Genomic DNA, 24,079 nt, shown 5'->3' on the forward strand with positions numbered 1-24,079 from the left:
CCCTGGCGCGCAGCACTTACCCAACGAGAGGAACCGCGATGCTCGACGATCATCTCCGCCCCGTCCTGGACGACGTCATTGCCCGGAACCGGCACGAGCCGGAGTTCCACCAGGCGGCCCGCGAGGTCTTCGAGTCGATCGCCCCGGCGATCAAGCGTCGGCCCGAGTACCTCGATGCGGGGGTCGTGCAGCGGATGTGCGAGCCGGAGCGTCAGTTGATCTTCCGGGTGCCGTGGACCGACGACGGCGGACGTGTGCACGTGAACCGGGGATTCCGGGTGGAGTTCAACTCCGCACTCGGCCCCTACAAGGGTGGGCTGCGGTTCCACCCCAGCGTGTATCTGGGCATCGTGAAGTTCCTCGGATTCGAGCAGATCTTCAAGAACGCGCTCACCGGTCTCCCGATCGGCGGTGGCAAGGGTGGGTCCGACTTCGACCCCAAGGGTCGCAGCGATGCCGAGGTGATGCGGTTCTGCCAGTCGTTCATGACCGAGCTCGCCCGGCACATCGGTGAGTACACCGACGTCCCGGCCGGTGACATCGGCGTGGGTGGACGTGAGATCGGCTACATGTTCGGCCAGTACAAGCGGATCACGAACCGCTACGAGGCCGGTGTCATCACCGGGAAGGGGCTCACCTGGGGCGGTTCGCACGCTCGCACCGAGGCCACGGGTTACGGGCTGATCTTCTTCGTCCGGGAGATGCTGCGCGCCGCAGGGCAGGATCTCGACGGGCGCCGCGTGGTGGTCTCCGGCAGCGGGAATGTGGCGCAGTACGCGACCGAGAAGCTGCAGGCCCTGGGTGCCACCGTGGTGGCGGTGTCCGACTCGAGCGGGTACGTGGTGGACGAGGCCGGAATCGACCTGCCGTTGCTCCAGGAGATCAAGGAGGTGCGCCGCGGACGCATCTCGGAGTACGCCGAGGAACGCGGGGGCTCGGTCCGCTTCGTCTCTGAGGGAAGCATCTGGGACGTGCCGTGCGACATCGCCCTCCCGTGTGCCACCCAGAACGAGCTCGACGCCGTGGCGGCCCGTCGGCTGATCACCAACGGCACGATGCTGGTGGCCGAAGGAGCGAACATGCCGTGCACTCCCGAGGCTGTGGACGCCCTCACCGAGGCCGGAGTCGCCTTTGCCCCCGGGAAGGCGGCGAACGCAGGTGGCGTTGCCACCAGCGCGTTGGAGATGCAGCAGAACGCCGAGCGGGACTCCTGGTCGTTCGGGTACACCGAGCAGCGGCTCGAGGAGATCATGCAGGGCGTTCATCACCGCTGCGTGGTCACTGCCGATGACTACGATCGCCCTGGCGATCTGGTCACCGGAGCGAACATCTCCGGCTTCATCCGCGTCGCCGACACGATGCTCGACCTTGGCGTGATCTGAGCCCAGATGTCCGACGACGTCCCTCGCCCGAGCACGCGCCGTGCCTTCGACATCGATCACCTCGTCCGCCGGACGGCACGTGGCGTCGATGTTCCGTTCCCGCCGGCGAGCGATCGACGGGCGTGGGACGGGGTGGACGCGGTCAGCCGTGCCTCAATTCTGGAGCGTGCCGCGGCGCTGAGCGGGCAACCATGGCCGCCGCTCACCGTCTCGGCGCGGCTCGAGCTCTCCCGGAGCGGGTCACGGCGGGCGTTCGAGGCGCCGTACTTCGCCCGGCGGCGACGCCTGATGATGTCCGCCCTGGCGCTAGCGCTCGGTGATGAGGAGTACGCCGACGCCGTGCTCGACGGGCTCGGGGTACTCCTGGAGGAGACCAGCTGGTGCCTGCCGGCACACGACAGCCCGCCCGGTGGGGCGTTGCGACGTCTCCCCGATCCCGACCGACCTGTGCTGGATCTGTTCGCCGCCGAGACCGCAGCGACCCTGACCTGGGTGACCTGGTTGCACGCCGATCGTCTCGCGGACACCCCCGAACTCCTCGCCCAGGTCCGGAATGCGGTGCTCGACCGGGTGTTCCGTCCATTCGTGGCCGACGGGCCGAATAGCTGGTGGTTCGGTGCGGGGATGAACTGGAATCCATGGATCGTCTCGAACGTGCTCACGGCCACCGCGCTCCTGGCACCGAGCGAGGACGTCACGCGAGCGACCTATGCGGCTGCATTGGAGAGCCTGGACGGCTACCTGGACCGGACGCCGTCGGACGGCGGCTGCGCCGAGGGGCTCATGTACTGGTGGCTCTCGGCAGCCCGCTTGTACGAGGCGTTGGACGTGCTCGGCTGGCTGTCTCCGGAGGGCTCAGCCGCCGTCCTGACCCACCCGCTGGTCCAGCGGATGGCCCGCTATCCCCTCGTGGTGCACCTGGGCGGAGCGTGGTCGGCGAGCCTCGCTGACGGGATCGCCCGAGTACCCGGCCCAGACCTGGAGATCGACAAGGACCAGCACCCGCCGGCGTTGCTGCACCGGTTCGCCACCGCCGCGCAGGTACCGGAGGTCGCGGCGCTGGCCGCCTCGTTCGACCGATCCTATGTGCCGTATCAGGCCATGTACCGGAGCCTGGTCACCCTGTTCGACCCGGGATGGACCCGCAGTGCTCGCACCGCTGAGCCTGCAGCCACCACTCACTGGTTGGATCAGACCCAGGTCTTCGCGGCGTCGACCGACGACGCCCGGGTGCGCGTCGTGGCCAAGGGCGGGCACAACGACGAACCGCACAACCATCTCGACGTCGGGTCTGTCGTGGTGGCCGTCGACGGCGCGCCGGTGCTCATCGACGTCGGCGCCGGCCAGTACACCGCCGCCAGCTTCGGGCCCGATCGGTACTCAGCCTGGTTCACCCAGTCCGGTTTTCACACGGTCCCGGCCCCCGACGGCGCAGAGCAGGGCGTCGGGGAACGGTTCCGCGCCGCTGTGCTCGAGCAGTCCGCCGATCACGTGCGCATGGAGCTCGCCGGGGCGTATCCCCCCTCGGTGGGAATCACCTCGTGGCAGCGCGAGGTCCGCCCGGGCGCCGTGCTCGAGCTGACCGAGTCCTGGATCCCGGCCACGTCCGACGCCCGGGTGCATCTGATGCTCGCCCACGCACCGCAGGACAACGGAGACGGCTCGTTCGACCTGCGTGACGCCGACGGGCGCGGGCGTGCCAGGCTGGAGATAGGCGACCATGTCGAGGCCGCCGTCGAGCCGATCGACCTGACCGACCCGATCCTGACGGCAGTGTGGGGAGACCAGATCGCTCGGTTGGTGCTCCGGCCCAGGGAAACGGCGGTCGAGGGTTCGTTGCGGGTGATCCTGCGGGCGCTGTGAGCTCATCCAGACCCCCGGTGGTGAGGTCGACACGTTCTGCCAGGATGTGACCCATGCTCATCTCGCGTGCCGTGGCCGAGGGAATTCGGGCCGGTCGGATCACCACCCAGTACCGGCGATGGGACGTGCCACGGGTCCGCGCCGGTCGGCAACAGGTCACGGCGGCAGGAGTGATCGAGTTCACGCGGGTGACCCGGGTGAACGATCTGCAGCGGCTCACCGATCGCGCGGCACGTGCCGCGGGGATGAAGGATGCCAACACACTCCGGCGAGCTCTCCGCCCCCGAGAGCGCCCTCGCGGACCACGCGGGTCGGCCGGAGGGGCGCATGTCTATCGGGTGCACGTGCGTTGGATCGGTGAGGATCCACGGCTCGCCCTGCGCGAACGGCTTCCGGACGCCGATGAGCTCGCCACGATCGCGCAGCGGCTGTCCCGCCTGGACGCCCGCCCCACGGGTCCGTGGACCCAGGAGATCCTCACGTGGATCCGAGACAACCCGCGGGTGGTCTCCAAGGAGCTGGCTGCCTTGCGGGACGTGGAGCTGCTGCCCATGAAGGCGGACATCCGCACGCTCAAGGGCCTCGGCCTGACGATCAGTCACGATGTCGGGTACGAGCTCTCGCCGCGGGGCGCGGCGTACCTCACCTGGCTGGAACGCTGACGACACTCGCGCGCGGGATGTTCTACGCTCAGCAGGTATGGGACGAACTGACAGCGCTTCCCGCACGATCGCCGCGGCACCGGAACGGGTGTACACCGCCTTCGTCAATCCGGACGACCTGTTGGCATGGTTGCCCCCGGACGGGATGACGGGCCACTTCGAGCACTTCGACGCCCAGCCCGGCGGGACGTACCGACTCGTGCTCCGTTACCCAAGCCACGCAGCACACGGCAAGACCTCGGCCGAGGAAGACGTGGTCGAAGCCCGGTTCGTGGACCTCGTTCCTGGGTCGTTCGTGGTGCAGGCGATCGACTTCGTCTCCGACGATCCGGCCTACTCCGGCACCATGACCATGACGTGGTCGGTCACGACCGAGCAGGACGGCACGCTCGTGGAGATCCGAGCGGAGGACGTCCCAGCCGGCATCTCGGCCGACGATCACGCCGCAGGTCTGGCATCGTCCCTGGACAATCTCGCCCGACTTCTCGAGCGCTAGAGCCGCGCTCCCCCACAGATTCACGCCAGGGCGCCCTGGCGTGGACGCTGCTATGCCCGCAGCCGACTAGCGCGGTACTCACTGTTGCTATCTACCGGTACATACCGCTACTATCTAGTGGTAGTCAGCAGTACTGAGTAGAGAGGCGGCCTCGATGGGCAACCAGATGACGGAGATGCTCAAGGGCACGTTGGTCGGGATCGTGCTGGCCACGCTGGCGGGACGCCCTGCCTACGGGTACGAGATCACGGCGCGGCTGCGCGAGCAGGGATTCTCGGACCTCGTCGAGGGCACCGTCTACGCATTGCTCGTACGGATCGAGCAGAGGGGCTTCGTGGACGTGGAGAAGGTGCCTTCCGAGAAGGGCCCGCCGCGCAAGGTCTACTCGCTCAATGCCCACGGTCGCCAGCAGCTCGACGAGTTCTGGTCCACCTGGACGTTCCTCTCGGAGCGCATCGAACAGCTCCACCACATCGACGATCAGCAAGACGAAGGAGAATGACGATGGCAGCGAAGTGGATCGAAGCCCTCACCGGCTCTCTCGAGCAGAAGAAGCAGTACAAGCAGCACATGGCGCGCGTCGAGGCGCTGCCGGAGCCGTACAGCAGTGCCGCGAAAGCGCTCAACCGGTACTTCACGTACTACGGCGGATTCACCGACGGCGACACACTGATCACCATGATCGGCGATCACGCTGACCTCTGGGAGCGCGCAGCAGTGGACGGCACTCCTGTGCGTGACGTGGTGGGAGCCGATCCGGTGGACTTTGCGGAGACGTTCGCACGGGCTTACTCGGGCAAGCAATGGCTGGACAAGGAGCGTACCCGCCTGACGAAGGCGATCGACGACGCCGCTCGTGCTGACGAGGGGACGGGCGCATGAGTTCCGATACTGCCCGCGAACCCGCGATCCAGGTGCGGGGCATCACGAAGGCGTTCACGGACGTGCAGGTGCTGAGTGGCGTCGACTTCGACGTCCAGGCGGGGAACATCTTCGCCCTCCTGGGCTCCAACGGTGCCGGCAAGACCACACTCGTGCGGATACTCTCGACCCTGCTGAAGGCAGATTCCGGGACCGCCACGGTGCACGGATTCGACGTCACGTCCGCACCGAACCAGGTGCGGGAGTCGATCAGCCTGACCGGGCAGTTCGCCGCCGTCGACGAGGTGCTCACTGGCCGGGAGAACCTCGAACTGGTCGCACGCCTGCGCCACCTGCGAAACCCCGGGAAGATCGCGAACGACATGCTTGCTCGTTTCTCGCTGACCGACGCCGGTGCTCGCAGGGCAGGGACGTACTCCGGAGGGATGCGGCGCCGTCTGGACATCGCGATGAGCCTGATCGGAAGCCCGCCGATCATCGTCCTGGACGAGCCCACCACGGGCCTTGACCCACAAGCCCGCATCGAGGTGTGGCAGACGATCAGGAAGCTGGCCGCCGATGGCACCACCGTCCTGCTGACCACGCAGTACCTCGACGAGGCCGAGCAGCTCGCCGACCGCATCGCGATCTTGCACCAGGGCACGATCATCTCCAACGGCACCCTCTCCGAGCTGAAGCAGCTGCTCCCGGCCACTGAGGTGGAGTACGTCGAGAAGCAGCCCTCTCTCGAGGATGTGTTTCTCGCCCTGGTTGGTGCCCGCGCCGAGACACCCGCCGACAACAGCGCGACCGCAGGAAAGGAACTCCGATGACCACCCATGCCTTGAGCGACACCCGCGCGCTCACCGGCCGGTCGCTCCGCCACATTCTCCGCAGCCCCGACACGATCATCACGACCGCGGTGATGCCGATCGCCATGATGCTGCTGTTCGTGTACGTGTTCGGCGGCGCGATCACCACCGGATCCGAGGAGTCCTACGTCACCTACCTCCTCCCCGGCATCCTGCTCATCACGATCGCCTCCGGGATCGCCTATACGGCATATCGACTGTTCCTCGATATGCAAGGGGGCATCGTCGAGCGCTTCCAGTCGATGCCGATCGCCCGGTCGAGCGTGCTCTGGGCACACGTGCTCACCTCGGTAGCCGCGATCGGTCTCTCGATCGTGATCGTCACCGGTGTGGCCCTGCTGATGGGGTTCCGCACCGGAGCCTCAGTGGGTGCGTGGCTCGCCGTCGCCGGCATCCTCGTGCTGTTCACTGTTGCCGTCACCTGGGTCGCCGTGATCGCCGGGCTCTCCGCGAAGACCGTGGACGGTGCGAGCGCGTTCAGCTACCCGCTGATCTTTCTGCCGTTCATCAGTTCGGCGTTCGTCCCGACCACCTCGATGCCAGGACCGGTGGCCTGGTTCGCTGAGCACCAGCCAGTGACCGCCATCGTGGACACGCTCCGCGCGCTCTTCACCCAGCAGGCGGTCGGGAACGAGATCTGGATCGCCCTTGCCTGGCTCGTCGGGATCCTCGCCGTCGCCTCCACCGCTGCAACGGTCATCTACCGCAGGAAGACCAGCTAGCGCTGCATTCAGCAATCACGACACGCCCGTCGCCGGGAACCAGCCGGCGGCGGGCGTTCGTGCGTGTTGATCGTTCACTCGTTCGTCATCTTCGGTCGCGTTCGACCTGCTGAACGGGTGGGTGCCGCCCCGAACGGCGTTCATCTGACTGACGCCCGCACGTCATGCACTGATGGGCGAAGGGTCAATCCGATTCGCTTGGCTAGAGCCGTCACGCGCTCGAGCGCCGTTCGCGGGCTCGACCATGCACGTCCCCGACGACAGAACTGAGAACGATGACCACGCTGCTCCAACCCATCGAGGGTCTGCGTCCTCGAAGATCCCGAACCGCAGTCCCGCAGCGCACGTCACCGCAGATCCGCCGCCGCAACCGCAACGAAGGACTGCTCTTCTGGGCGTTGATCCTGCCGAACCTGGTGGCGATCGTGGTCTTCGGTTACTACCCCACCGTCTACAACTTCGTCCTCAGCTTCACCGACTGGGACTTCGTGCAGCCGGCCCCAGTGGTCGTCGGGCTGGACAACTACGAGGAGCTGTTCCAGTCCGGTTCGATGCTGATGGAGGCGTTGCGGAACACGGCGATCTTCGTTCTGGTGGCGGTGATCGGCACCCTCTTCGGCGGGATGGCGATCGGCGCACTGCTCGCGCAGCGGCTGCGATTCTCCGGACTGGTACGCACCATTGCGTTCGCTCCGCACATGCTGCCCGGTGCCGCGATCGGTGTGCTGTGGCTGTTCATGTTCGACCCGAACTACGGCCTGAGCCGGTGGTTGTTCTCGATGGTGGGGATGGAATCGCCCTCTTGGACCACCACCTCGGACTTCTCGCTCTGGGCGATCACCATCGCCTATGCCTGGCAGCGCCTGGGCTTCGTCGCGATCATCTACTACACCGCGATCCTCGACCTGCCGAAGGACATCTACGAGGCGGCCGCGCTGGACGGTGCCCGAGGCTGGGGACTGTTCCGTTACATCACGCTCCCGCTGCTCAGCCCGGTGACGTTCTTCCTCACCGTCACCGGCATCATCGCCGCCGCGCAGACGTTCGACATCATCGCCACCCTCACCAACGGTGGCCCGGGCACCTCGAGCACCACGCTGCCGTGGATGATCTACGACCAGGCGTTCGTGGACTTCAACATCGGCACCTCTGCTGCCACGGCCACCGTGATGTTCGCGCTGCTCCTGCTGGTGACCCTCGTCCAGACCAAGTACGCGAGCAAGCAGGTGCACTACTCATGAGCCTCACTCTCGACCGCAAGGACGACCCGGCGACCCCGGCTCCCACCACCCCACCGGAGGAACCACCCCGATCCTGGGGCCAGGGCGCCTCGGACGGCGAACGGAAGGGCCGCCGTCGGGGCCCCCGCCGGCCGCTGCCGGCCACCATGGGGCTGTACGTGCTGATCACCGCCACGTTCGCCCTGTTCGCGATCCCGTTGTACTGGTTGTTCAGCTCCGCGCTCAAGCCCGAGCACGAGATTTACACCTACCCGCTCACCTGGGTGCCCACCGAACTGGAGTGGAGCAACTTCGCCGACGCATGGACCTCGGCCCCGTTCGGTGCCTTCCTGAAGAACTCGATCATCACCACCGTGGTCGGTACCGGCCTGGAGATCGGCGTCGCCCTGCTGTCTGCCTACGCCTTCGCCTTCGTGTATTTCCGCGGCAAGATGCTCGTCTTTGCGCTGATGGTCGGCTCGCTCATGCTGCCCGGTCACATCACCCTGCTGGTCAACTACATCACCATCTCGAACCTGGGCTGGCTGAACACCTACCAAGGCCTGATCCTGCCGGGGATCGGTTCAGCCTTCGCGATGTTCCTCGTCTACCAGCAGATGCGGCAGGTGCCGGAGGAGCTGGTGGACGCGGCCAAGATGGACGGTGCCGGGCACCTGCGCCGGCTTAGCACCGTGGTGATCCCGATCTGCCGGCCGATGATCCTGACGGCCACGCTGATCGTGCTGATCACGAAGTGGAACGACTTCGTGTGGCCGCTGATCGTCACCTCCACCTCGGACATGCGCACCCTCCCGATCGGGCTGATGTTCCTGCGCAGCCAGGAGGGCTATGACGCCTGGGGTCCGGTGATGGCCGGAACCGTCATCGTCGCGGCCCCGATGCTGATCGTCTTCTTCATCGCCCAGCGCCGCATCATCGGCGGAATCACCGCCGGTGCCATCAAGGGCTGACGGCAGCCCGCGCGCCGGCCGGCCCATCTGTTTCCTCCCTGAACCCACCCGATTCACAACCCTCCAAGGAGCACCTTCCGTGCAGAACTTCCACCTGACCCGCCGTCATCTGCTCTCCGCTGTGGGCCTGGGCGCCGGCACCGCGGCCCTGGCCGCGTGCACCGGCCCCGTGTCTGCCGACGGCGGGGGCGGCGGCGCGGAGAGCAACCTGCGCAGCGGTTTCAGCCAGGCCGCCCTCGGCGACATCCCCTCGGAGTATCAGGGGCGGACCAACATCCTGTTCTGGGCGCCGTGGACCGGTGGGCTGTTCGATGCCATCACCGAGCAGTTCGCCATGTTCAACGAGTCCCAGACCGAGATCTACGCCGCCCTCGAGTCGGTGGGCAGCTATGCGGATCTGAACACCGCATTCACGGCAGCGCTGCAGGCCAGGGCTGTGCCGGACATGGTCTGCTTCCCAGAGATGCAGTGGCTGCAGTTCTACTTCGCCGGTGCACTCGCCCCGCTCGACCCGCACTTCAACGACGACTGGAACCTGGACATCTACCGCCAGAACTTCGTCGGTGAGAGCACGGCAGGCGACGAGACCTTCGTGGTGCCGTTCGCCCGATCGACGCCGCTCTTCTACTACAACAAAACGCTGTTCAACGATCTCGGTCTCCCGGTGGACACGCAGTACACCTGGTCCCAGCTGCGGGAGTTCGGGCCGGAGATCGCGTCCGTGCAGAACGCCGGCCAGGACATCAAGACGTTCGCCTACGCCGCCGGTCCCGCCTGGTACGCCAACTCGTGGCTGTGGGCGTTCGACGGCGAGTGGTCCGACGGCTTCACCGTGATGCCGGACGAGGGCAAGGTTCACGAGCTGATGACTTTCGCGAACGAGTGGGTGCACGTGGACGGGCACGCGTACATGGCGCAGGCCTCGCACACCGACTTCCAGACGGGCCTGGCAGCCGCCGTGCACGGGTCGACAGCTTCGATGCGCGGGCTGACCGAGGCGGTCGACTTCGAGCTCGGCGCCGCGTTCATGCCGGGTGAGGTGAACCAGCCCCCGACCGTGCCCACGGGTGGGTCCGGCTTCTCGATGGTCCGCACCGAGTCCCAGGAGCGCCAGGATGCGACTGCCGAACTGATGAAGTTCCTCGCCACCCCGGCAATGTCCGGCAAGTGGCACATCGACTCCGGGTACGTGCCGATCGTGCAGGCGGCCGCGGACGAGCCGGAGGTGGTCGAGCTGCACGCCACCGACCCGAACTTCACCGTGGCGATCGATCAGCTCGAGAACGCCGAGACGGTCGCGCCGGTGAACTGGTTCCACTCCGGGGTGACCGCACTCGGGCAGGCATTCGACACCATCACCGGGGACAACGGCGATGTGCAGGAAGCCATCGACACCCTCCGCGGGGAGTACGAGGGTGTCCTTGAGGACAACCGCGAGGACCTCGAGGCCCTGGGTATCTCGTGACCGACTCGCTCCCGACCGTCGTCGGTCACCGCGGCGCAGCCGCCGTCAGCCCGGAGAACACCCTCGCCTCGTTCGCCCGCGGCGAGACCGACGGGGCAGCGGCCATCGAGCTGGATGTGCACCTGACGGCGGATGGTGAGCTGGCGGTGATCCACGACGCTCGCGTCGACCGGACGGCCGTCGGCGGCCGCACCACCGGTGCGGTGGCCGAGCTGACCTGGCCGCAGCTGCAGGAGGTGGAGCTGCCGGACGGGCAGCACATCCCCTCGCTCGCCCAGGCACTCACGGCCATCGGCGTGGACGTGCACGTGGAGATCAAGGCGCCAGCCGCTGCCCGACCGGCCACCGAGCTCGTGCTCGATGCGGGCCTCGGCGACCGGGTGACGATGACCAGTTTCGACATCGGCGCTCTCCGGGAGGTGCGTGAGGTGGCCCCGACCGTGGCGGTCGGGGTCATCTCCCCCGCTCCGACGGCAGAGGCGACGGACGCCGTCGGGCAGCTGGACGCCGTCTCCCTCGCCCTCCAGGTGCGCCACCTGGACCCCGCACTCGTGCAGCGCCTGCAGGCGGCTGGTGTCGACGTGTGTGGGTGGCCCGTGCTCACCACCGACGACGTGCGTACCGCCCTGGAGGCCGGGGTGGCAATGATGACTGCCGATGATCCGGGTTGGTGCCGCGACGAACTGCACCGACTCGCTACCCGATCCGCCTGAGACCCTGAAGGACACCCTGTGCCACTCTCCACTGCTCACAAGCTCCTGGTCGTCTCCGTCGATGCGATGCACACCGACGACATCCCGTTCGCTCGCACCCTCCCGGCGTTCGCTCGCATCCTGGAGCGGGCGTCCGTCGCTGAGATTGAGGGCATCTACCCCTCGGTGACCTACCCGAACCACACGGCGCAGACCACGGGGTGCCCGCCGGCCCGGACCGGCATCTTCAACAACCTGCAGTTCCAGCCCGGCGGCGGTGATGCCTCGGAGTGGTTCTGGGACGCGCGGGCGCTCCGGGTGCCGACGATCTTCGAGGCGGCGCAGCAGGCCGGCCTGACGACGGCGGCGGTGCAGTGGCCGGTCACCGGAAACGCTCCCGGGGTGGACTGGCTCGTCCCGGAGATCGCCTGCCCGCAGGTGTTCGACGGGCTGGAGGACCAGTACCTGAGCACCACCGACGCCAGGTCCTTCGAGACCTACATCGCCCCGCACCTGTCGATGATCCACACCGACCGGCGCAAGGGGAAGTACTTCGACTTCGTCAACCATGTGTCGGAGCTGATCCTGCGGCACGAGCGCCCGGACGTGATGTTCGTCCACCTGGTGGAGGTGGACACAGCCCGGCACGCGGGTGGGTCGTACGGCCCGCACGTGGAGGAGGCGTTGCGAGAAGTCGATGCCACCCTGGCCACCTACCTGACGGCGCTGGAAGACAACGGCGACCTGGAGCAGACCAACATCGTCCTGGTCTCCGACCATGGTCACCTCGACGTGGAGCAGCACACCAACCTGAACACCCTGTTCGTGGAGCGCGGGTTCATCCGGACCGGCGCCGACGGTGAGCTGCTCGACTGGGACGTCTTCTGCCTGGGCGCCGGGCTGTCCGGGCAGCTCTTCCTGGCCGAGGACCTGCCGGTGCAGCGGCGCCGGGAGATCGAGGCGCTGCTGGTGGAGATCGAGTCGGACCCGCAGTACCGGATCGAGAAGATCTGGACGGCGGAGGAGACCAGGCGTGACTACGGCCTGGACGGGCCGTTCACCTGGGTGGTCGAGTCCGAGCCGGGTGTGATCGTGGGGATGCTGTGGGATCGTCGCACCGTGGTGCGCGCCGGGGACGAGGACTTCCCGCCACTCAAGGGCAGCCACGGGCACGCACCGCGGCACGGTGGCCAGCCGGTGTTCATCGCGACCGGTCCGGACTTCGCGCCCGGGGTGGATGCCGGGCGGCGCAGCATGCTCGACGAGGCGCCGACCTTGGCCGCCGTGCTCGGGATCGAGCTGCCCGACGCTGAGGGTGTAGTGATGCAGGAGGTGCTCGCGGAGGTGCCGGCAGCGACGGCGCCTGCGCCCGCCTGACCAAAGCGTCACGGAACGCTCGGGGGCGCGTGGCACAGTGACCGGGTGACCTCTCCCCCGGTGCCGCCTATGGACCTGCCACCTCGCCTGAGGACGGCGGTGCAGGGGGTCGTGGTGATCCTCGCGATCACCGTGGTGGTGTTCGGTGCGGCTCTGGCGCTGCTGCTCACCGCCGGCGACCCGGCTGCGCGGCTCCCGATCGTGGTCGTGCCGGCGCTGCTCGTGCACACAGTGCTCGCCGGCACCGCCCTGATCGTGATCGTCCGGCGTTCGCCCACGACGTTCCGGTCGATCGGGTTCACCAAGCCCACCGCCCGGTTGTGGCACCTGCTCTGGCAGGTGCCGGTCATCATCACGGTCGCGGTGCTCGTGCAGGTCGCTACGTCTGTCCTCACCTCCGGAGCGTCGGAAGATGCCGGTGGCTCGATCGATTCGCTGCTCACCGGCACGTCAGGGACCACGGTGGTGGTGCTGGTGGTGACGCTCGCAGTGCTGGTGCCGTTCTGGGAGGAGACCCTGTTCCGGGGCCTGATCTTCACCAGCACGCGTGCCCGGTGGGGCACTGGCGTGGCGACCGCGGTGACCGCCCTGCTCTTCGCGATCGCGCACGGCATCCCGATCCTGCTCCCCTACTACGTCACGCTCGGGTTCGCGCTGAGTCTGCTGCGGATCTTCCACCGCTCCATCTGGGGGCCGCTGGTGCTGCACGTCACCATCAACACGATCGCGTCGACGGCGGTGCTGACGACGCTCGGGTAAGGAGGCAAACTCCACCAGCGCTGCGCCGTCGACCGGCACCCGAACCGTGACACAGCGGCCACCACCCGCTATGCTGCACAGTCGTACAAGGAATCGCACTGGCCAGGCGCGTTGCCTGCCGAACGACCATACAGCGCGGTTGGCAAACGACATCCGTACGACAGGAAGGTCAGTGCGATGACCATGGGACCAACTGGGCCTGAACCGGGCCATGCGCCTACCCCACCTTGGCACGGCGAGTCATCACCCGCCACGGCCGCTCCCCAGACGGGGACGCCCGTCGGCCCCCAGCGACAGCGGTCATCGCCGGGTCGGACCATTCTCAAGATTCTCGGAATCGCGGCCGTGTTTTTCTTGGGTCTCGCCGCCGGCTGTGGAACAGACCCGACCACCAGCAACGAGTACCGGACGCTCCTGTCGGACCGCGACTCTCTTTCCTCGGAGGTATCGGCGCTAGAGGTACGTGTGGACGATGTCGTCTCGGCCATGGACGCGGCGGAGGTTGAAGCCCAGTCCGCCCAGGAAGCGCTCGACGAGCACGAAGCGCAGGTAGAGGCGATCGCGGAACGCGAGGACGAAGTCACAGCGCTGGAGGCAGCCGTCAGTGATCGGGAGGACGAAGTCACGGCACTGGCGGAAACACTTGACGAGCGTGAGACAGAAATCGAACAGCGCGAAGCGGTGGCTAACCGTCAGGCCGACTCCCAGGCGAGGGCAACCGAGGAGCCAACAGCTCAAGCACCATCAAGTGTCTACTACCGTAATTGCGATGCGGCGCGTGCCGCTGGAGCGGCACCAGTTCGTGTCGGCGACCCCGGGTATGGCACGCACCTCGACCGAGATCGCGACGGAGTCGGATGCGAATGAGGCACGGCCCGTCATAGAGCTGGTCGCCAAGGTCGGGAGTGTCTCCTGCCGACCGCGACGGAGGACACATACCATCTTGCCCTGACTGCCCAGGCAGGTTGTCCGCGCCAGAGCGTGGGCGAGCCCGGTCCGCGCTGCGTACGCCCAACACTCTCGGCACACTGGGACGGTCAGTCTGCTGGACCGTGAGGGAGGACCGCAGTGGAGTGGTTCGCTGCAGAGAACTACCACACGGCCCGGTTCGTGCTGCAGCGCGGGATCGCGCTCATGTACCTGGTGGCGTTCGTGGCCGTGCTGCGCCAGTTCCAGCCGTTGCTCGGGTCCCGCGGGCTGTTGCCGGTTCCCCGCTACCTCGAACGGGTCGGCGCCTGGGCAGGTCCGACGATCTTCCGGTGGCGCTACTCGGACGCCCTGGTGCTGGTGCTCGGCTGGGTGGGGGTCCTGGTCGCGGCATCGCTCATGGCCGGGCTCCCGCAGACGGGACCGCCGTGGGTGCCGTTCGCCGCGTTCGGGGTGCTGTTCGGGCTGTACCTGTCCGTGGTGAACGTCGGGCAGGTGTTCTACGGGTTCGGGTGGGAGACGCTGCTGCTGGAGGCCGGCTTCCTGGCCGCGTTCCTGGGCTCGGACGACGTCGCTCCCCCGTTCCTGGTGCTGCTCGCCTTCCGTTGGCTGCTGTTCCGGGTGGAGTTCGGGGCCGGGATGATCAAGATGCGTGGGGACCGGGTGTGGCGCGACCTCACCGCCCTGTACTACCACCACGAGACGCAGCCGATGCCGGGGCCGTTGAGCTGGTTCTTCCACCACCTGCCGCGCCCGCTGCATCGGGTGGAGGTGGCCGCCAACCATGTGGTGCAGCTGGTAGTGCCGTTCCTGCTGTTCCTCCCCCAGCCGGTGGCGTCGATCGCCGCCGCCCTGGTGATCGCCACCCAGCTGTGGCTGGTGCTGTCCGGGAACTTCGCCTGGCTGAACTCGTTGACGTTGTTGCTGGCGTTCTCCGCCGTCGGGGACGACCAGCTCACGGCCGTGCTCCCGGCGCTGGCACCGGTGCTGGCCGGCCCGGAGGCGACCGGAAGCCTGTGGTGGGTGATCCTCGTGGGGGTGATGGCCGCCGTCACCGTGGTGCTGGCCGTGCGGCCGGCGCGCAACCTGCTGTCGCCGAACCAGGCCATGAACGCCTCCTACAACCGCTGGCACCTGGGCGGGTCCTATGGCGCGTTCGGGTCGGTCACGCGCCGACGCGACGAGGTCGTGGTGGAGGGCACGACGGACCCGGAGGGTCGCTCGGGTTGGCGGGAGTACGTCTTCCGCGGTAAGCCCGGCCCCGTCGATCGCTGGCCACGGCAGGTAGCGCCCTACCACCTACGGCTCGACTGGGGCATGTGGTTCCTCGCCCTCGGTTCGTCCGCTCAGCACCGCTGGTTTCTCGCGTTCCTGGGCCGGCTCCTGGAGGCGGATCGAGCCACGCTCCGCCTGCTCGCCCGCGATCCGTTCGACGGCGTCCGGCCGGTCTGGGTGCGGGCGCGGGTGTTCCGCTACCGGTACAGCACCTGGGCCGAGCTCAAGGCACAGCACTGCTGGTGGGTACGGGAGGAACGACGCGTGCTGGTTGCCCCAACCCGGGCCACCGACCTGTCGGTGTGAGTGGTGGTCAGCGGCTCATCCCGCGCCAGGCCACCTCGAACGCCTCCCGGCAGCGGGCGATCGTGGTGGGAGCGTCGACGGAGGCACCACGCACCACCACCTGGTAGTAGAAGACGCCGTTGATGAGGTCGATGCACGCGTCGATATCCAGGTCCGGCCGCAGATCGCCGCGGCGGACCGCTTCCTGCAGGGCCGCGTGGATCGCCTCCCGGCGGCGGTGGACGTGCGAGGTCCAGTACGCCCGTTGCAGCTCCGGGTTCTCCATCACCAATGCCACGCGCGTGCGGAATCGCCGCTCGGTGTACCCCTGCCCGCGTGCGGTGCGCGGATCACCGAACATGACCTGAACGATGGCGTCCTTGATGTCACCGGAGAGGTCCACCTCGATCGCCGCCCGGCCACGGTCGAGCGCGGCCGCCATCAGTTCGGTCATGCTCGGCCAACGGCGGTACAGCGCTGCGCGGGAAACCCCCGAACCGGCGACGACCGCGTTCACCGTGACGTCGCCGCCGCGGTCGATCAACTCCAGGACCGCATCGAGGATCCGTTCGTCAAGGCCCTCGGCACGTGGGCGTCCCGGCCGGCGGACAGCTGTCGCCTGCTCCATCATGCCAGGGCGCGCTCGCGGAGGGTGGCAACCAGACCATCGCTCAGGCCCGCTGCTCGCAAGGTGTCGATCGGGTCGGCATAGGTGCGCCTGAGGTAGGCGAGCAAGCCTCGCATGGGTGCGGGGGTGAATGTCTGCCGGGTGGCGGCGCGGGCCGCGTCCTCGAGGCTGATCCCGTGCTGGGCCAGCACGGGACCCATCACTGGGGCAAGCCGTTCCATGATCGCGGGCGAGTTGGGACCGGTCCGCGCGTAGTCCTCGACGATCGCCTCCGGTTCGGCACCGAGGGCCAGCAGCAGCGAGGCGGCCAGTACACCGGTGCGATCTTGGCCGGCGGCGCAGTGGAAGACCGTTGCTCCGGGGGTGGTCGCGATGATGCCGAGCGCCGTGACGATCCTCGGTGCCGCCGTCTCGAACATCCGGATGTAGAGGCTCTCGAACTGCGACTGATCGGTGAGGTCTGCGCCGGTGGCCTGGTTCGACGCGTCGTCGAGCGAAGTCAGGAAGGGCACGTGGTGATAGGTGACCGGCAGAGAGCCGAAGGGGCCACGACCGGTGAACTGGGCCTCGGTGTGCGAACGCAGATCGATGATGGCGGCCACACCCGTGTCGACGAGGTCAGTCGCGCTCGCGTGATCTGTGGTCGAGAGGTCGTCGGCGCGGAGGGCGAATCCCGTGCGTAGCGTGCCGCCGGCGATCGGGATACCTCCCAGGTCGCGAAGGTTGACTGGAGCGGTGAGCGGCAGGTCGATGATGTCGAGTGTCATGTGATCTTCTTCCGGATGATGGCGCTGGCCTGGTCGATGATCGTGACGAGCACGATGATGCACAGGACCATGGCGCACAGGTGGCCGTACTCGTAGCGGTTCATGGCGGTGGTGAGCTCGAGACCGATGCCCCCGGCGCCCACGAGTCCGAGGATCGTTGCTCCGCGCACGTTGCCCTCGAACAGCAACAGCGTGTAGCTGGTGAGCATCGGGAGCGCCTGCGGAACGATGGCGTACTGCACGATCTGCCGCCGAGAGGCGCCGACCGACTCCATCGCGACGATGGGGCCACGGTCGACCGCTTCCATCGCCTCGGCGAAGATCTTGCCGATCGTGCCGATGGATCCGATCGTCATGGCCAGGATGCCGGCGAACGGGCCGAGTCCGACGGCGGAGACGAACATGAGGGCGATGACGAGATCGGGCAGCGCGCGGATGATGTTCATCGTCCAGCGGCAGGCGTAGTACAGCCATCGCGGGGCGATCGTGCTCGCCGCGCCGAACGCCATGATCAGCGAGAGGATCGAGCCGAGGGCAGTGCCCACGATCGCCATCTGCAGCGTCTCCACCAGCAGCAGGACGATCGTGCCGAGCTTGGAGAAGTCCGGCGGGAACATGCGGGAGATGAACTCCCCCATGTTGGCCGCACCGTCGCCGAGCTTGAGGAAGTCGAACTGGGCCCCGTTGGCCGACCAGATGAAGAGCGCAACGGCAACGGTCACGCCGATCACGAACCGTGTACGCGGGATCCGGAACGCGCGCTCCATGCGCTCGCGCGCCTGCGGATCGAGCGTGGTCTGGTGGGCGGAGGCCGAGCCCGATCTGCGGGCCTCGTCCGGCGTCCGCGTGTCCAGCAGTGCCATCAGCTGTCCTCCTCGCCGTCGCGCGTGTCGTAGACCGGGGCGAGCCGCTCAGCATCGAGCTCGCCGGTCGTGCCCTCGACCACGATCTCGCCATGGCGCAGACCGATGATCCGGTCCGAGTGGGCGAGCGCGAGCGGGAGCACGTGCAGGCTCACCAGCACCGGAATCTGCTCGTCCCGGGCGATGGACTGCAGCAGCTCCAGGACGACACGGCTCATGGTGGGGTCGAGCGAGGCCACGGGCTCATCGGCGAGGATCAGCGTCGGGCTCTGCATCAGTGCACGTGCGATGGCCACGCGCTGTTGCTGACCGCCAGAGAGGGTCCGCGCCTCGTCGCCCGCCTTGTGTGCGATGCCGACCCGGTCGAGCAGCTCGAGCGCCCGCTTGCGATCGGCGCTGCGGAAGGTGCCCAGCATGTTCACCGGTCCGGCCGCGTACAGCGATCCGGTGAGCACGTTCGTCAGCACGCTCAGACGGCCGATGAGGTTGAACTGTTGGAAAATCTGACCGACGCGGGATCTCAGTTGGCGCAGCTCACCCCGCCCCAGGTGTGCGACGTCGAACTCGTCCGCGCGCACGCTGCCCGATGTGATCGGCGCGAAGCCCGTGAGGGCCTTCATCAGGGTGGACTTCCCGGATCCGGAGGACCCGAGAAGCGCCACCATCTCACCGCGGTGCAGGTCGAGATCGACACCGTCGAGCACCAGGGGGGACTCGGGGGTGTAACGCACGCGGAGGTCGCGGATGCTGACCCGTCGCTCGGTGGTGATCGAGGCCGCGGCGGACACCGGGGCGGCGCTCATCACTCGAGGTCCGAGATGTCGACGTCGGCGATCGCGGCGATGTCGACGAATGGCTGGAACAGCTCGCGGTCGGGTTCCACGATCGGTTCGAGGCCCTCGGGCATGGCTTCCATGTAGAGGCCGAGCACGTCACGGTTCTCGTCCGAGAACACCGCGGGGATCGCCGCCAGAAGCGCCTCGCGCTTCTCCGCGCTCATTGACTGGCTGCCGAGGAAGGTGAGTGAGATCGGCATCCCGATGCTCTCCCCGATCGAACGGGTCTCGCCCTCGTCGAAGGGGAACATCGGGTCGCCCTGACCGGCCATGGTCGGGAAGATCGTCGACGTGCACGCCACATCGGCCTGCCCTTCCTGGAGGGCGATGAAGCTGCGATCGTGACCGCCGGAGAAGAGCTCCTGGAAGTCCTCCCCCGCCGTGAGCCCGGCTTCGTGCAGCATGTGCGTCGGCATGAAGAAGCCGGAGCTCGAGGCCGGATCGGCGAACGCGATCGTGGTCTCCGGAGTGATGTCCGCCAGCGACTGCAGGGGCGAGTCATCGAGCACGAGGCAGGTCGAGACCGGCTCGTCGGTGCCGGGCCAGGCCACGAGCGAGTCGACCTCACCGGTGTTGACGGCCAGTGCGGAGGGGAAGCCGCTCATGATGCCGATGTCCTCGTGACCGGCCCGGATCGCCTCGATCACGGCGGAGTAGTTCGGCACGTCGGTGATCTCGACCTGCATGCCGGTCTCCTGCTCGAGGAGCTCCTGCATGGCGTCGACAGGTGTCTCGACGCTCGGATCGTCGGTCAGCGGAAGGGTGGCGAATCGGATGACGTCGTCATCGCTAGTGGTGCCGGAGGAGCTGGTGGTGCAGCTCGCGAGAGCAAGGGCGGACGCCGCGGCGAGGGCGCACGCAGCCAGTGGAGCGCTCATTCGCATGAGTGGAGCCTTTCGGGTCAGGATTCCCGGGTGAGGACTCACTCATCGTGGCGAGGCGAGGTAACCAGCAATTACGAGACCGCTAGTACCTGATTGGAACACTCGATGAACGGCACGTGACGCCGCCACGGTCGCCGCCAGCGCGACGGTGTCTCGTGGTCGCGTCAGAGAGCGACGGTCACCACTGCGGGTGGACCGCTGCCCGCAGGCGGCGGTCATACACGTCCCGGACCGCGCCGTCGAAGGCGTCGAGATCGAACCCGCCGTCCAGGAGCGCACCCGCGCGCGCGTTGGACGCGGCCTGGGCGACGTTGCGTGCTCCTGGGATTACGCTCGTCACTCCGGGGCGCGAGGCGATCCAGGCGAGGGACGCGGCCGGGAGAGGGACGCCGTCGGGAAGCGCATCGGCGAGCTCGAGCGCTGCGGTGAGTCCTTCGTCGAAGTCGACCCCGGAGAAGGTCTCCCCCTTGTCGAAGGCTTCCCCGTGCCGGTTGAAGGTGCGGTGGTCGTCCGCGGCGAAGGTGGTGGCCGTCGTGTATTTTCCGGAGAGGAGACCGGAGGCGAGCGGAACTCGCGCGAAGATCGCCACACCGGCGGCCTCGGCGGCCGGGAGCACCTCATCGAGCGGCTTGAGCCGGAACGGGTTGACGATGATCTGCACGTTGGTCACGTTCGGGCGGGCGATCGCGTCGAGGGCCTGCTGGCAGGTCTCCACGGAGACGCCGTAGGCGGCGATCGTGCCGTCGGCCACCAGGGCGTCGAGGGCGTCGTAGGTGGCGGCCGCCTCGATCACAGGCGATGGCGGGCAGTGCAGTTGCACCAGGTCGAGCGTGTCGACGCCCAGGTTCGCGCGGGAGCGGTCGGTCCAGGTACGGAAGTTCTCCGGGGTGTAGTTCTCCGGGACCTGGTCGGCGCGCCGGCCCATCTTGGTGGCTACGGTGATCTCGTGACCGGGCCGGTCGGCAAGGAAGCGGCCGATGATCTGCTCGCTGCGTCCGTCGCCGTAGACATCAGCGGTGTCGAACAGAGTGACACCCGCGTCGGCGGAGGCGGACAGCACTGCCAGGGCGGCGGACTCGCTGACCTCGCCCCAGTTGCCGCCGAGCTGCCAGGTTCCGAGGCCGATGGCCGAGATCTCTCGACCGATGCGGCCGAGTGGGCGGTGCTGCATCACTTCTCCGTTCGACGTCACGGATCTCCCACGCACCGTGCCGAGCAGGCGGTGCTGGTGATCGACCAGGCACCAGTCTGCACCACGGACCGATCAGCGTGCGTGCTCCGACGGCGCAAGCACGTGCATCGCCGTCGCGGCAGATCCCTCGTCGGTCGATGCCACCACCACGACTCGCTCGGCGAACGTCCCTGCCACGGTTCCGTCGGGAAGGGCACCCAGGTCCACACGCTCGGGTGATTGCGGATCGTGCACATCCACCGCCGTCAACTGGTCATACTCGCGCCCGAAGGGCGCCAGCGTCGGTTCCTCCCAGACGGGTGCCGGCCGGCCGTTGATCCATGTCGTTCCAGCCACCGAACCGAACGGTGGATCCGGGACGAGGGCGGCCGTGCCGGCCTCGAGGTCGACGACAGCAAGCTCGAGCGAACCCATCAGACCCACGGCCGTGTTCCCGTGCACCCAGGTCTCGTAGATCATCCGCGTGCTCTGCGGGAACTGCAGGAAGGGCTGCCCTGACGGCGAGGGGACACTGACCTGGCCGCCGTCGGTGAGGTGCAGCACGTCCAGCCGCAGACCGTCCGCAGAACTGAGGAGTGTCGTTCCGTCGACCGTGGTGAGCTGAGTGCTGTCCGCGAAGAGGCCCCATGCGTGCCGGCCCAGCTGGAGCGGCGCGCTCCACGTCCTGTCTCCGGTGGTGAGGTCGTAGGCAGTGACCTCCGAGGGCAGGATCTCGGCGTCACGCAGTTCCTCCAGCGAGTCCTCCAGAGCGTGGACGATGAGCTGGTCGCCCACGATGCCGAACGCCGTCGGCAGCTCGGATCCTGGAACAGTCATCTGGTCCCCGGTCCGTACATCGGTGACGACATGACTGCGGTCACCGTCGATGGACTGCACCTCAACCAACCATCCCATGGCGGGAACACCGCCGCCGGGAGTCCTGGCAGGAACACTCCGATACGCCCCACGCGAGCCGGGGTTGCTCCACAGGACCTCGCCCGTGTTCAGGTCGATACCGCGGTGCACATCGCCGTCGTCGTATGCCCAGGCTGCAAGCACCGTTCCGTCGTGGACGAACGGTGCGATCCGTGCCGGGCCGGTCCACAGCTCCGCTCCAGTGCCAGCATCGACGGCGAGCATTTCCTCATCCATATCGGCGATGCTGTGTGCCCCGATCAGAACGACATCACCGACGACGTCAACCGGAGCATCGTCGTGCGCCTCGGACATCGGAACAGGGTGGTCCCACGCCACCGAACCGTCATCCGCTGCTCGAGCGCGTAACAGTCGATCGCCGTCCACGGTGAGGATGAGGGACTCGGTGGCACCCACAGGTTCTTCGGTCCCCTGCAGCGACCACGCCACCTCCGCCTGGGGGCGCACCAGCGGCTCGACGACCGGTACGGCCGCCATGAGCAGCGCGACAGCCACGGCACCGCCCGCCCACCAGGCACGACGTTCCTCCCGGCGCCACGCCGTGGTGATCATCGCTACGGCCAGCATCGCGACGCCGAACCACCACGCCACCGGCGACCAACCGCGCCACAAGGTCAGCGCGCAGAGCGCGACTCCCAGCAGTCCGAGGGTGAGTGTCCCTGCCCCGATTCCCCTCATGCCTCCCCCTCCTCTAGGCCTGCGACGCACCGACGAGAAGCACCCTCGGACCGGCACTGCTGCCAGTCTAGCGACAGCATTTCCGCCAGCCGAGGCAGGATTGAGGCATGCGTCTCGTCACCCTCCTGGAACAGATCGAGCTGATCAATCGCGACGATCTGGACGCTGCCATGGAGTTCGGACCGCTCGAACTGGGGCCGCGCGGCATCACCGTGCACGAGCTGCTGTGCGTGGACGGGCGCTCGAGGGTGGCGACATCACCACAGGTCGCGGAGTTCTACGCCTACGCTCTGTGGTGGAAGCACTGCTCGGTGGAGTTGGAGTGGTGCGACCCACAGCACTCCGCGGAACTTGTCGCCCAACCCCCCGTTCGGCAGATGATCACCGCGGACATCGCGCACCAGGATCTGCAGATACCTGGCCTGGCGCCGTCAACGGCCGTACTGTTCGCGCTCGACAACCGGGAGTCCCCGTTCGAGCGGGCGTACTTCGTGTTCGACATCTCGGAACCGCGGGTCGTCCACGCAGGTTCCGAGATCAGCGTGTTCGACGACCTGACCGGATATCTGGAGTCATGGCGTCGGAGCCTCGCCTGAGCCATCACCTCCTCCTCACCCTCGTCATACCGTTCTCGATTCACCCGCAGATCACCCAGGAACTTTCACCGCACGATGCACTGCGAGAAGCAGACTGGGGATGAGGTCAGAAGCACTGACGAGAAGCGTCGGCCACGGCACGGGTCGGCGACCGTGCGACGGTCGACGGAAGGGGCGCGTCATGGATGGTGCTCATCGCGGTCGGTTGTCGTACCGCGCCGCCTCCGACGACCCCCGACTGACCTGCACCCTGTACCGGTGCCCAACCGCCGACGTGAGACGGCCCGTCACCCTCCCAGGTGCGGGCACGACGGATCCTCAGGCACCCGAACGGCACGGGACGTGGATCCGCGGGAGCGTCGTCCGAATCCCCCGGACGCCCTCTCCTCCCTGGCGCGTTACCGCAGCGTGGCGATGACGAGCCGGCACACCTACCCCAGATACGAGACCACCGTGACCTGTGCGACCTCAACTATTTCCCGCACTCTCCTACATCCGCGGAGATGAACGATGCACCAGCCCTCGTTGCACCAGCAGAAGCCCGTCCGGATCGAGGCAATGCGCTTCACGACGGACACTGCCGAGGATGTCGCACGGTGGTGCGATGGCGTCCTGGGTGGCACTCGGCGCAGCGCCCGCACAAGGACGCCGGTGCTGACCATCTTCGGTCAGATCCACGGCACGATCAGAGCCATGCCCGGCGACTACGTGTACCGGACGCGCGACGGCTCCTTCTTCGTCGCCGGCCCCGCCGCGTTCGAGACCCAGTACGAACCTGTGTCTACTCACTAAGCTTCCGTCTGGAGCGCCCCGAGACGACCAAGCGGTGGGCGAGGCCGACGTGGTGCTCGGCAGATACTGGTCCCTGAGCGACGTCGTGCTGGCTAGATA

The 24,079-nt window shown here is 67.5% G+C and carries 25 protein-coding genes; 18 read left to right on the plus strand and 7 right to left on the minus strand.

All coding sequences use genetic code 11. The features are described from left to right. Nucleotides 1-38 precede the first annotated feature (38 nt). From gdhA to BLU77_RS07775, 16 genes are all read left to right on the plus strand, one after another. Complete coding sequence (gene gdhA / locus BLU77_RS07700; RefSeq protein WP_089772399.1) at nt 39-1,382, plus strand: NADP-specific glutamate dehydrogenase; 1,344 nt, start codon at nt 39-41, stop codon at nt 1,380-1,382. A 6-nt stretch (nt 1,383-1,388) separates the two neighbouring features. Beyond that, nucleotides 1,389-3,245 (plus strand): heparinase II/III family protein, encoded by a 1,857-nt coding sequence (locus BLU77_RS07705; protein ID WP_089772400.1) that lies wholly within the window; start codon nt 1,389-1,391, stop codon nt 3,243-3,245. Nucleotides 3,246-3,298: 53 nt separating this feature from the next. Further along, nucleotides 3,299-3,907 carry an ASCH domain-containing protein gene (locus BLU77_RS07710; RefSeq protein ID WP_089772401.1) on the plus strand — a complete coding sequence of 203 codons (609 nt, stop codon included), beginning with the start codon at nt 3,299-3,301 and terminating at the stop codon, nt 3,905-3,907. 37 nt (nt 3,908-3,944) lie between these two features. Next, the gene (locus tag BLU77_RS07715) at nt 3,945-4,403 is read left to right on the plus strand and encodes an SRPBCC domain-containing protein (RefSeq protein ID WP_089772402.1); all 459 of its coding nucleotides are present in this window, start codon (nt 3,945-3,947) and stop codon (nt 4,401-4,403) included. Between the two features lie 154 nt (nt 4,404-4,557). Then, nucleotides 4,558-4,905 carry a PadR family transcriptional regulator gene (locus tag BLU77_RS07720; RefSeq protein ID WP_089772403.1) on the plus strand — a complete coding sequence of 116 codons (348 nt, stop codon included), beginning with the start codon at nt 4,558-4,560 and terminating at the stop codon, nt 4,903-4,905. A 2-nt stretch (nt 4,906-4,907) separates the two neighbouring features. After that, a complete protein-coding gene (locus BLU77_RS07725) occupies nt 4,908-5,285 on the plus strand; it encodes a DUF1048 domain-containing protein (RefSeq protein ID WP_089772404.1) in 378 nt (125 codons plus the stop codon). Beyond that, complete coding sequence (locus tag BLU77_RS07730) at nt 5,282-6,097, plus strand: ABC transporter ATP-binding protein (protein WP_089772405.1); 816 nt, start codon at nt 5,282-5,284, stop codon at nt 6,095-6,097. Before BLU77_RS07725 ends, BLU77_RS07730 begins: the two co-directional genes overlap by 4 nt. Then, nucleotides 6,094-6,858, plus strand: coding sequence for an ABC transporter permease (locus BLU77_RS07735; protein WP_089772406.1), 765 nt, complete (start codon nt 6,094-6,096; stop codon nt 6,856-6,858). Before BLU77_RS07730 ends, BLU77_RS07735 begins: the two co-directional genes overlap by 4 nt. A 275-nt stretch (nt 6,859-7,133) precedes the next feature. Then, on the plus strand, nt 7,134-8,099 hold the full coding sequence (locus tag BLU77_RS07740; RefSeq protein WP_089772407.1) for a carbohydrate ABC transporter permease: 966 nt from the start codon (nt 7,134-7,136) through the stop codon (nt 8,097-8,099). Next, the gene (locus BLU77_RS07745) at nt 8,096-9,049 is read left to right on the plus strand and encodes a carbohydrate ABC transporter permease (RefSeq protein WP_089772408.1); all 954 of its coding nucleotides are present in this window, start codon (nt 8,096-8,098) and stop codon (nt 9,047-9,049) included. The genes BLU77_RS07740 and BLU77_RS07745 overlap by 4 nt, the downstream gene beginning before the upstream one ends. 79 nt (nt 9,050-9,128) lie before the next feature. Continuing rightward, complete coding sequence (locus BLU77_RS07750) at nt 9,129-10,514, plus strand: extracellular solute-binding protein (protein WP_089772409.1); 1,386 nt, start codon at nt 9,129-9,131, stop codon at nt 10,512-10,514. Further along, nucleotides 10,511-11,227, plus strand: a complete 717-nt coding sequence (locus tag BLU77_RS07755; protein WP_089772410.1) for a glycerophosphodiester phosphodiesterase — start codon at nt 10,511-10,513, stop codon at nt 11,225-11,227. Before BLU77_RS07750 ends, BLU77_RS07755 begins: the two co-directional genes overlap by 4 nt. Nucleotides 11,228-11,245: 18 nt before the next feature. Then, entirely contained in the window at nt 11,246-12,583 is a 1,338-nt protein-coding gene (locus BLU77_RS07760) for an alkaline phosphatase family protein (protein WP_089772411.1), read from the plus strand. A gap of 45 nt (nt 12,584-12,628) precedes the next feature. After that, on the plus strand, nt 12,629-13,342 hold the full coding sequence (locus BLU77_RS07765; protein WP_139177662.1) for a CPBP family intramembrane glutamic endopeptidase: 714 nt from the start codon (nt 12,629-12,631) through the stop codon (nt 13,340-13,342). A 345-nt stretch (nt 13,343-13,687) separates the two neighbouring features. Next, a complete protein-coding gene (locus BLU77_RS22325; RefSeq protein ID WP_245708718.1) occupies nt 13,688-14,209 on the plus strand; it encodes an excalibur calcium-binding domain-containing protein in 522 nt (173 codons plus the stop codon). A 201-nt stretch (nt 14,210-14,410) separates the two neighbouring features. Continuing rightward, entirely contained in the window at nt 14,411-15,850 is a 1,440-nt protein-coding gene (locus BLU77_RS07775; protein WP_089772413.1) for a lipase maturation factor family protein, read from the plus strand. A 7-nt stretch (nt 15,851-15,857) separates the two neighbouring features. Here BLU77_RS07775 and BLU77_RS07780 read toward each other — a convergent pair whose 3' ends face one another. The 7 genes from BLU77_RS07780 to BLU77_RS07810 form a co-directional block, all read right to left on the minus strand. Continuing rightward, nucleotides 15,858-16,457 (minus strand): TetR/AcrR family transcriptional regulator, encoded by a 600-nt coding sequence (locus BLU77_RS07780; RefSeq protein ID WP_245708719.1) that lies wholly within the window; start codon nt 16,455-16,457, stop codon nt 15,858-15,860. Then, entirely contained in the window at nt 16,457-17,224 is a 768-nt protein-coding gene (locus BLU77_RS07785; protein WP_089772415.1) for a tyrosine-protein phosphatase, read from the minus strand. Before BLU77_RS07785 ends, BLU77_RS07780 begins: the two co-directional genes overlap by 1 nt. Next, nucleotides 17,221-18,087 (minus strand): phosphonate ABC transporter, permease protein PhnE, encoded by an 867-nt coding sequence (phnE, locus tag BLU77_RS07790; RefSeq protein WP_089772416.1) that lies wholly within the window; start codon nt 18,085-18,087, stop codon nt 17,221-17,223. The genes BLU77_RS07785 and phnE overlap by 4 nt, the downstream gene beginning before the upstream one ends. Then, nucleotides 18,087-18,890, minus strand: coding sequence for a phosphonate ABC transporter ATP-binding protein (gene phnC / locus BLU77_RS07795; protein ID WP_089772417.1), 804 nt, complete (start codon nt 18,888-18,890; stop codon nt 18,087-18,089). The genes phnE and phnC overlap by 1 nt, the downstream gene beginning before the upstream one ends. Continuing rightward, nucleotides 18,890-19,801 (minus strand): phosphate/phosphite/phosphonate ABC transporter substrate-binding protein, encoded by a 912-nt coding sequence (locus tag BLU77_RS07800; protein WP_089772418.1) that lies wholly within the window; start codon nt 19,799-19,801, stop codon nt 18,890-18,892. The genes phnC and BLU77_RS07800 overlap by 1 nt, the downstream gene beginning before the upstream one ends. Before the next feature lie 184 nt (nt 19,802-19,985). Continuing rightward, nucleotides 19,986-20,978, minus strand: coding sequence for an aldo/keto reductase (locus BLU77_RS07805; protein ID WP_089772419.1), 993 nt, complete (start codon nt 20,976-20,978; stop codon nt 19,986-19,988). A 93-nt stretch (nt 20,979-21,071) separates the two neighbouring features. Then, nucleotides 21,072-22,592 (minus strand): PQQ-binding-like beta-propeller repeat protein, encoded by a 1,521-nt coding sequence (locus tag BLU77_RS07810; RefSeq protein WP_089772420.1) that lies wholly within the window; start codon nt 22,590-22,592, stop codon nt 21,072-21,074. Between the two features lie 107 nt (nt 22,593-22,699). On the opposite strand from BLU77_RS07810, the gene BLU77_RS07815 reads away from it, so the two are divergent. Both BLU77_RS07815 and BLU77_RS07820 read left to right on the plus strand, forming a co-directional pair. Continuing rightward, entirely contained in the window at nt 22,700-23,188 is a 489-nt protein-coding gene (locus BLU77_RS07815) for a hypothetical protein (protein WP_089772421.1), read from the plus strand. Between the two features lie 510 nt (nt 23,189-23,698). Then, nucleotides 23,699-23,980: a hypothetical protein gene (locus tag BLU77_RS07820; protein ID WP_089772422.1), complete on the plus strand. Its 282-nt coding sequence runs from the start codon at nt 23,699-23,701 to the stop codon at nt 23,978-23,980. Nucleotides 23,981-24,079 lie beyond the last annotated feature (99 nt).

The organism is Ruania alba (assembly GCF_900105765.1).
Lineage (GTDB): Bacteria > Actinomycetota > Actinomycetes > Actinomycetales > Beutenbergiaceae > Ruania > Ruania alba.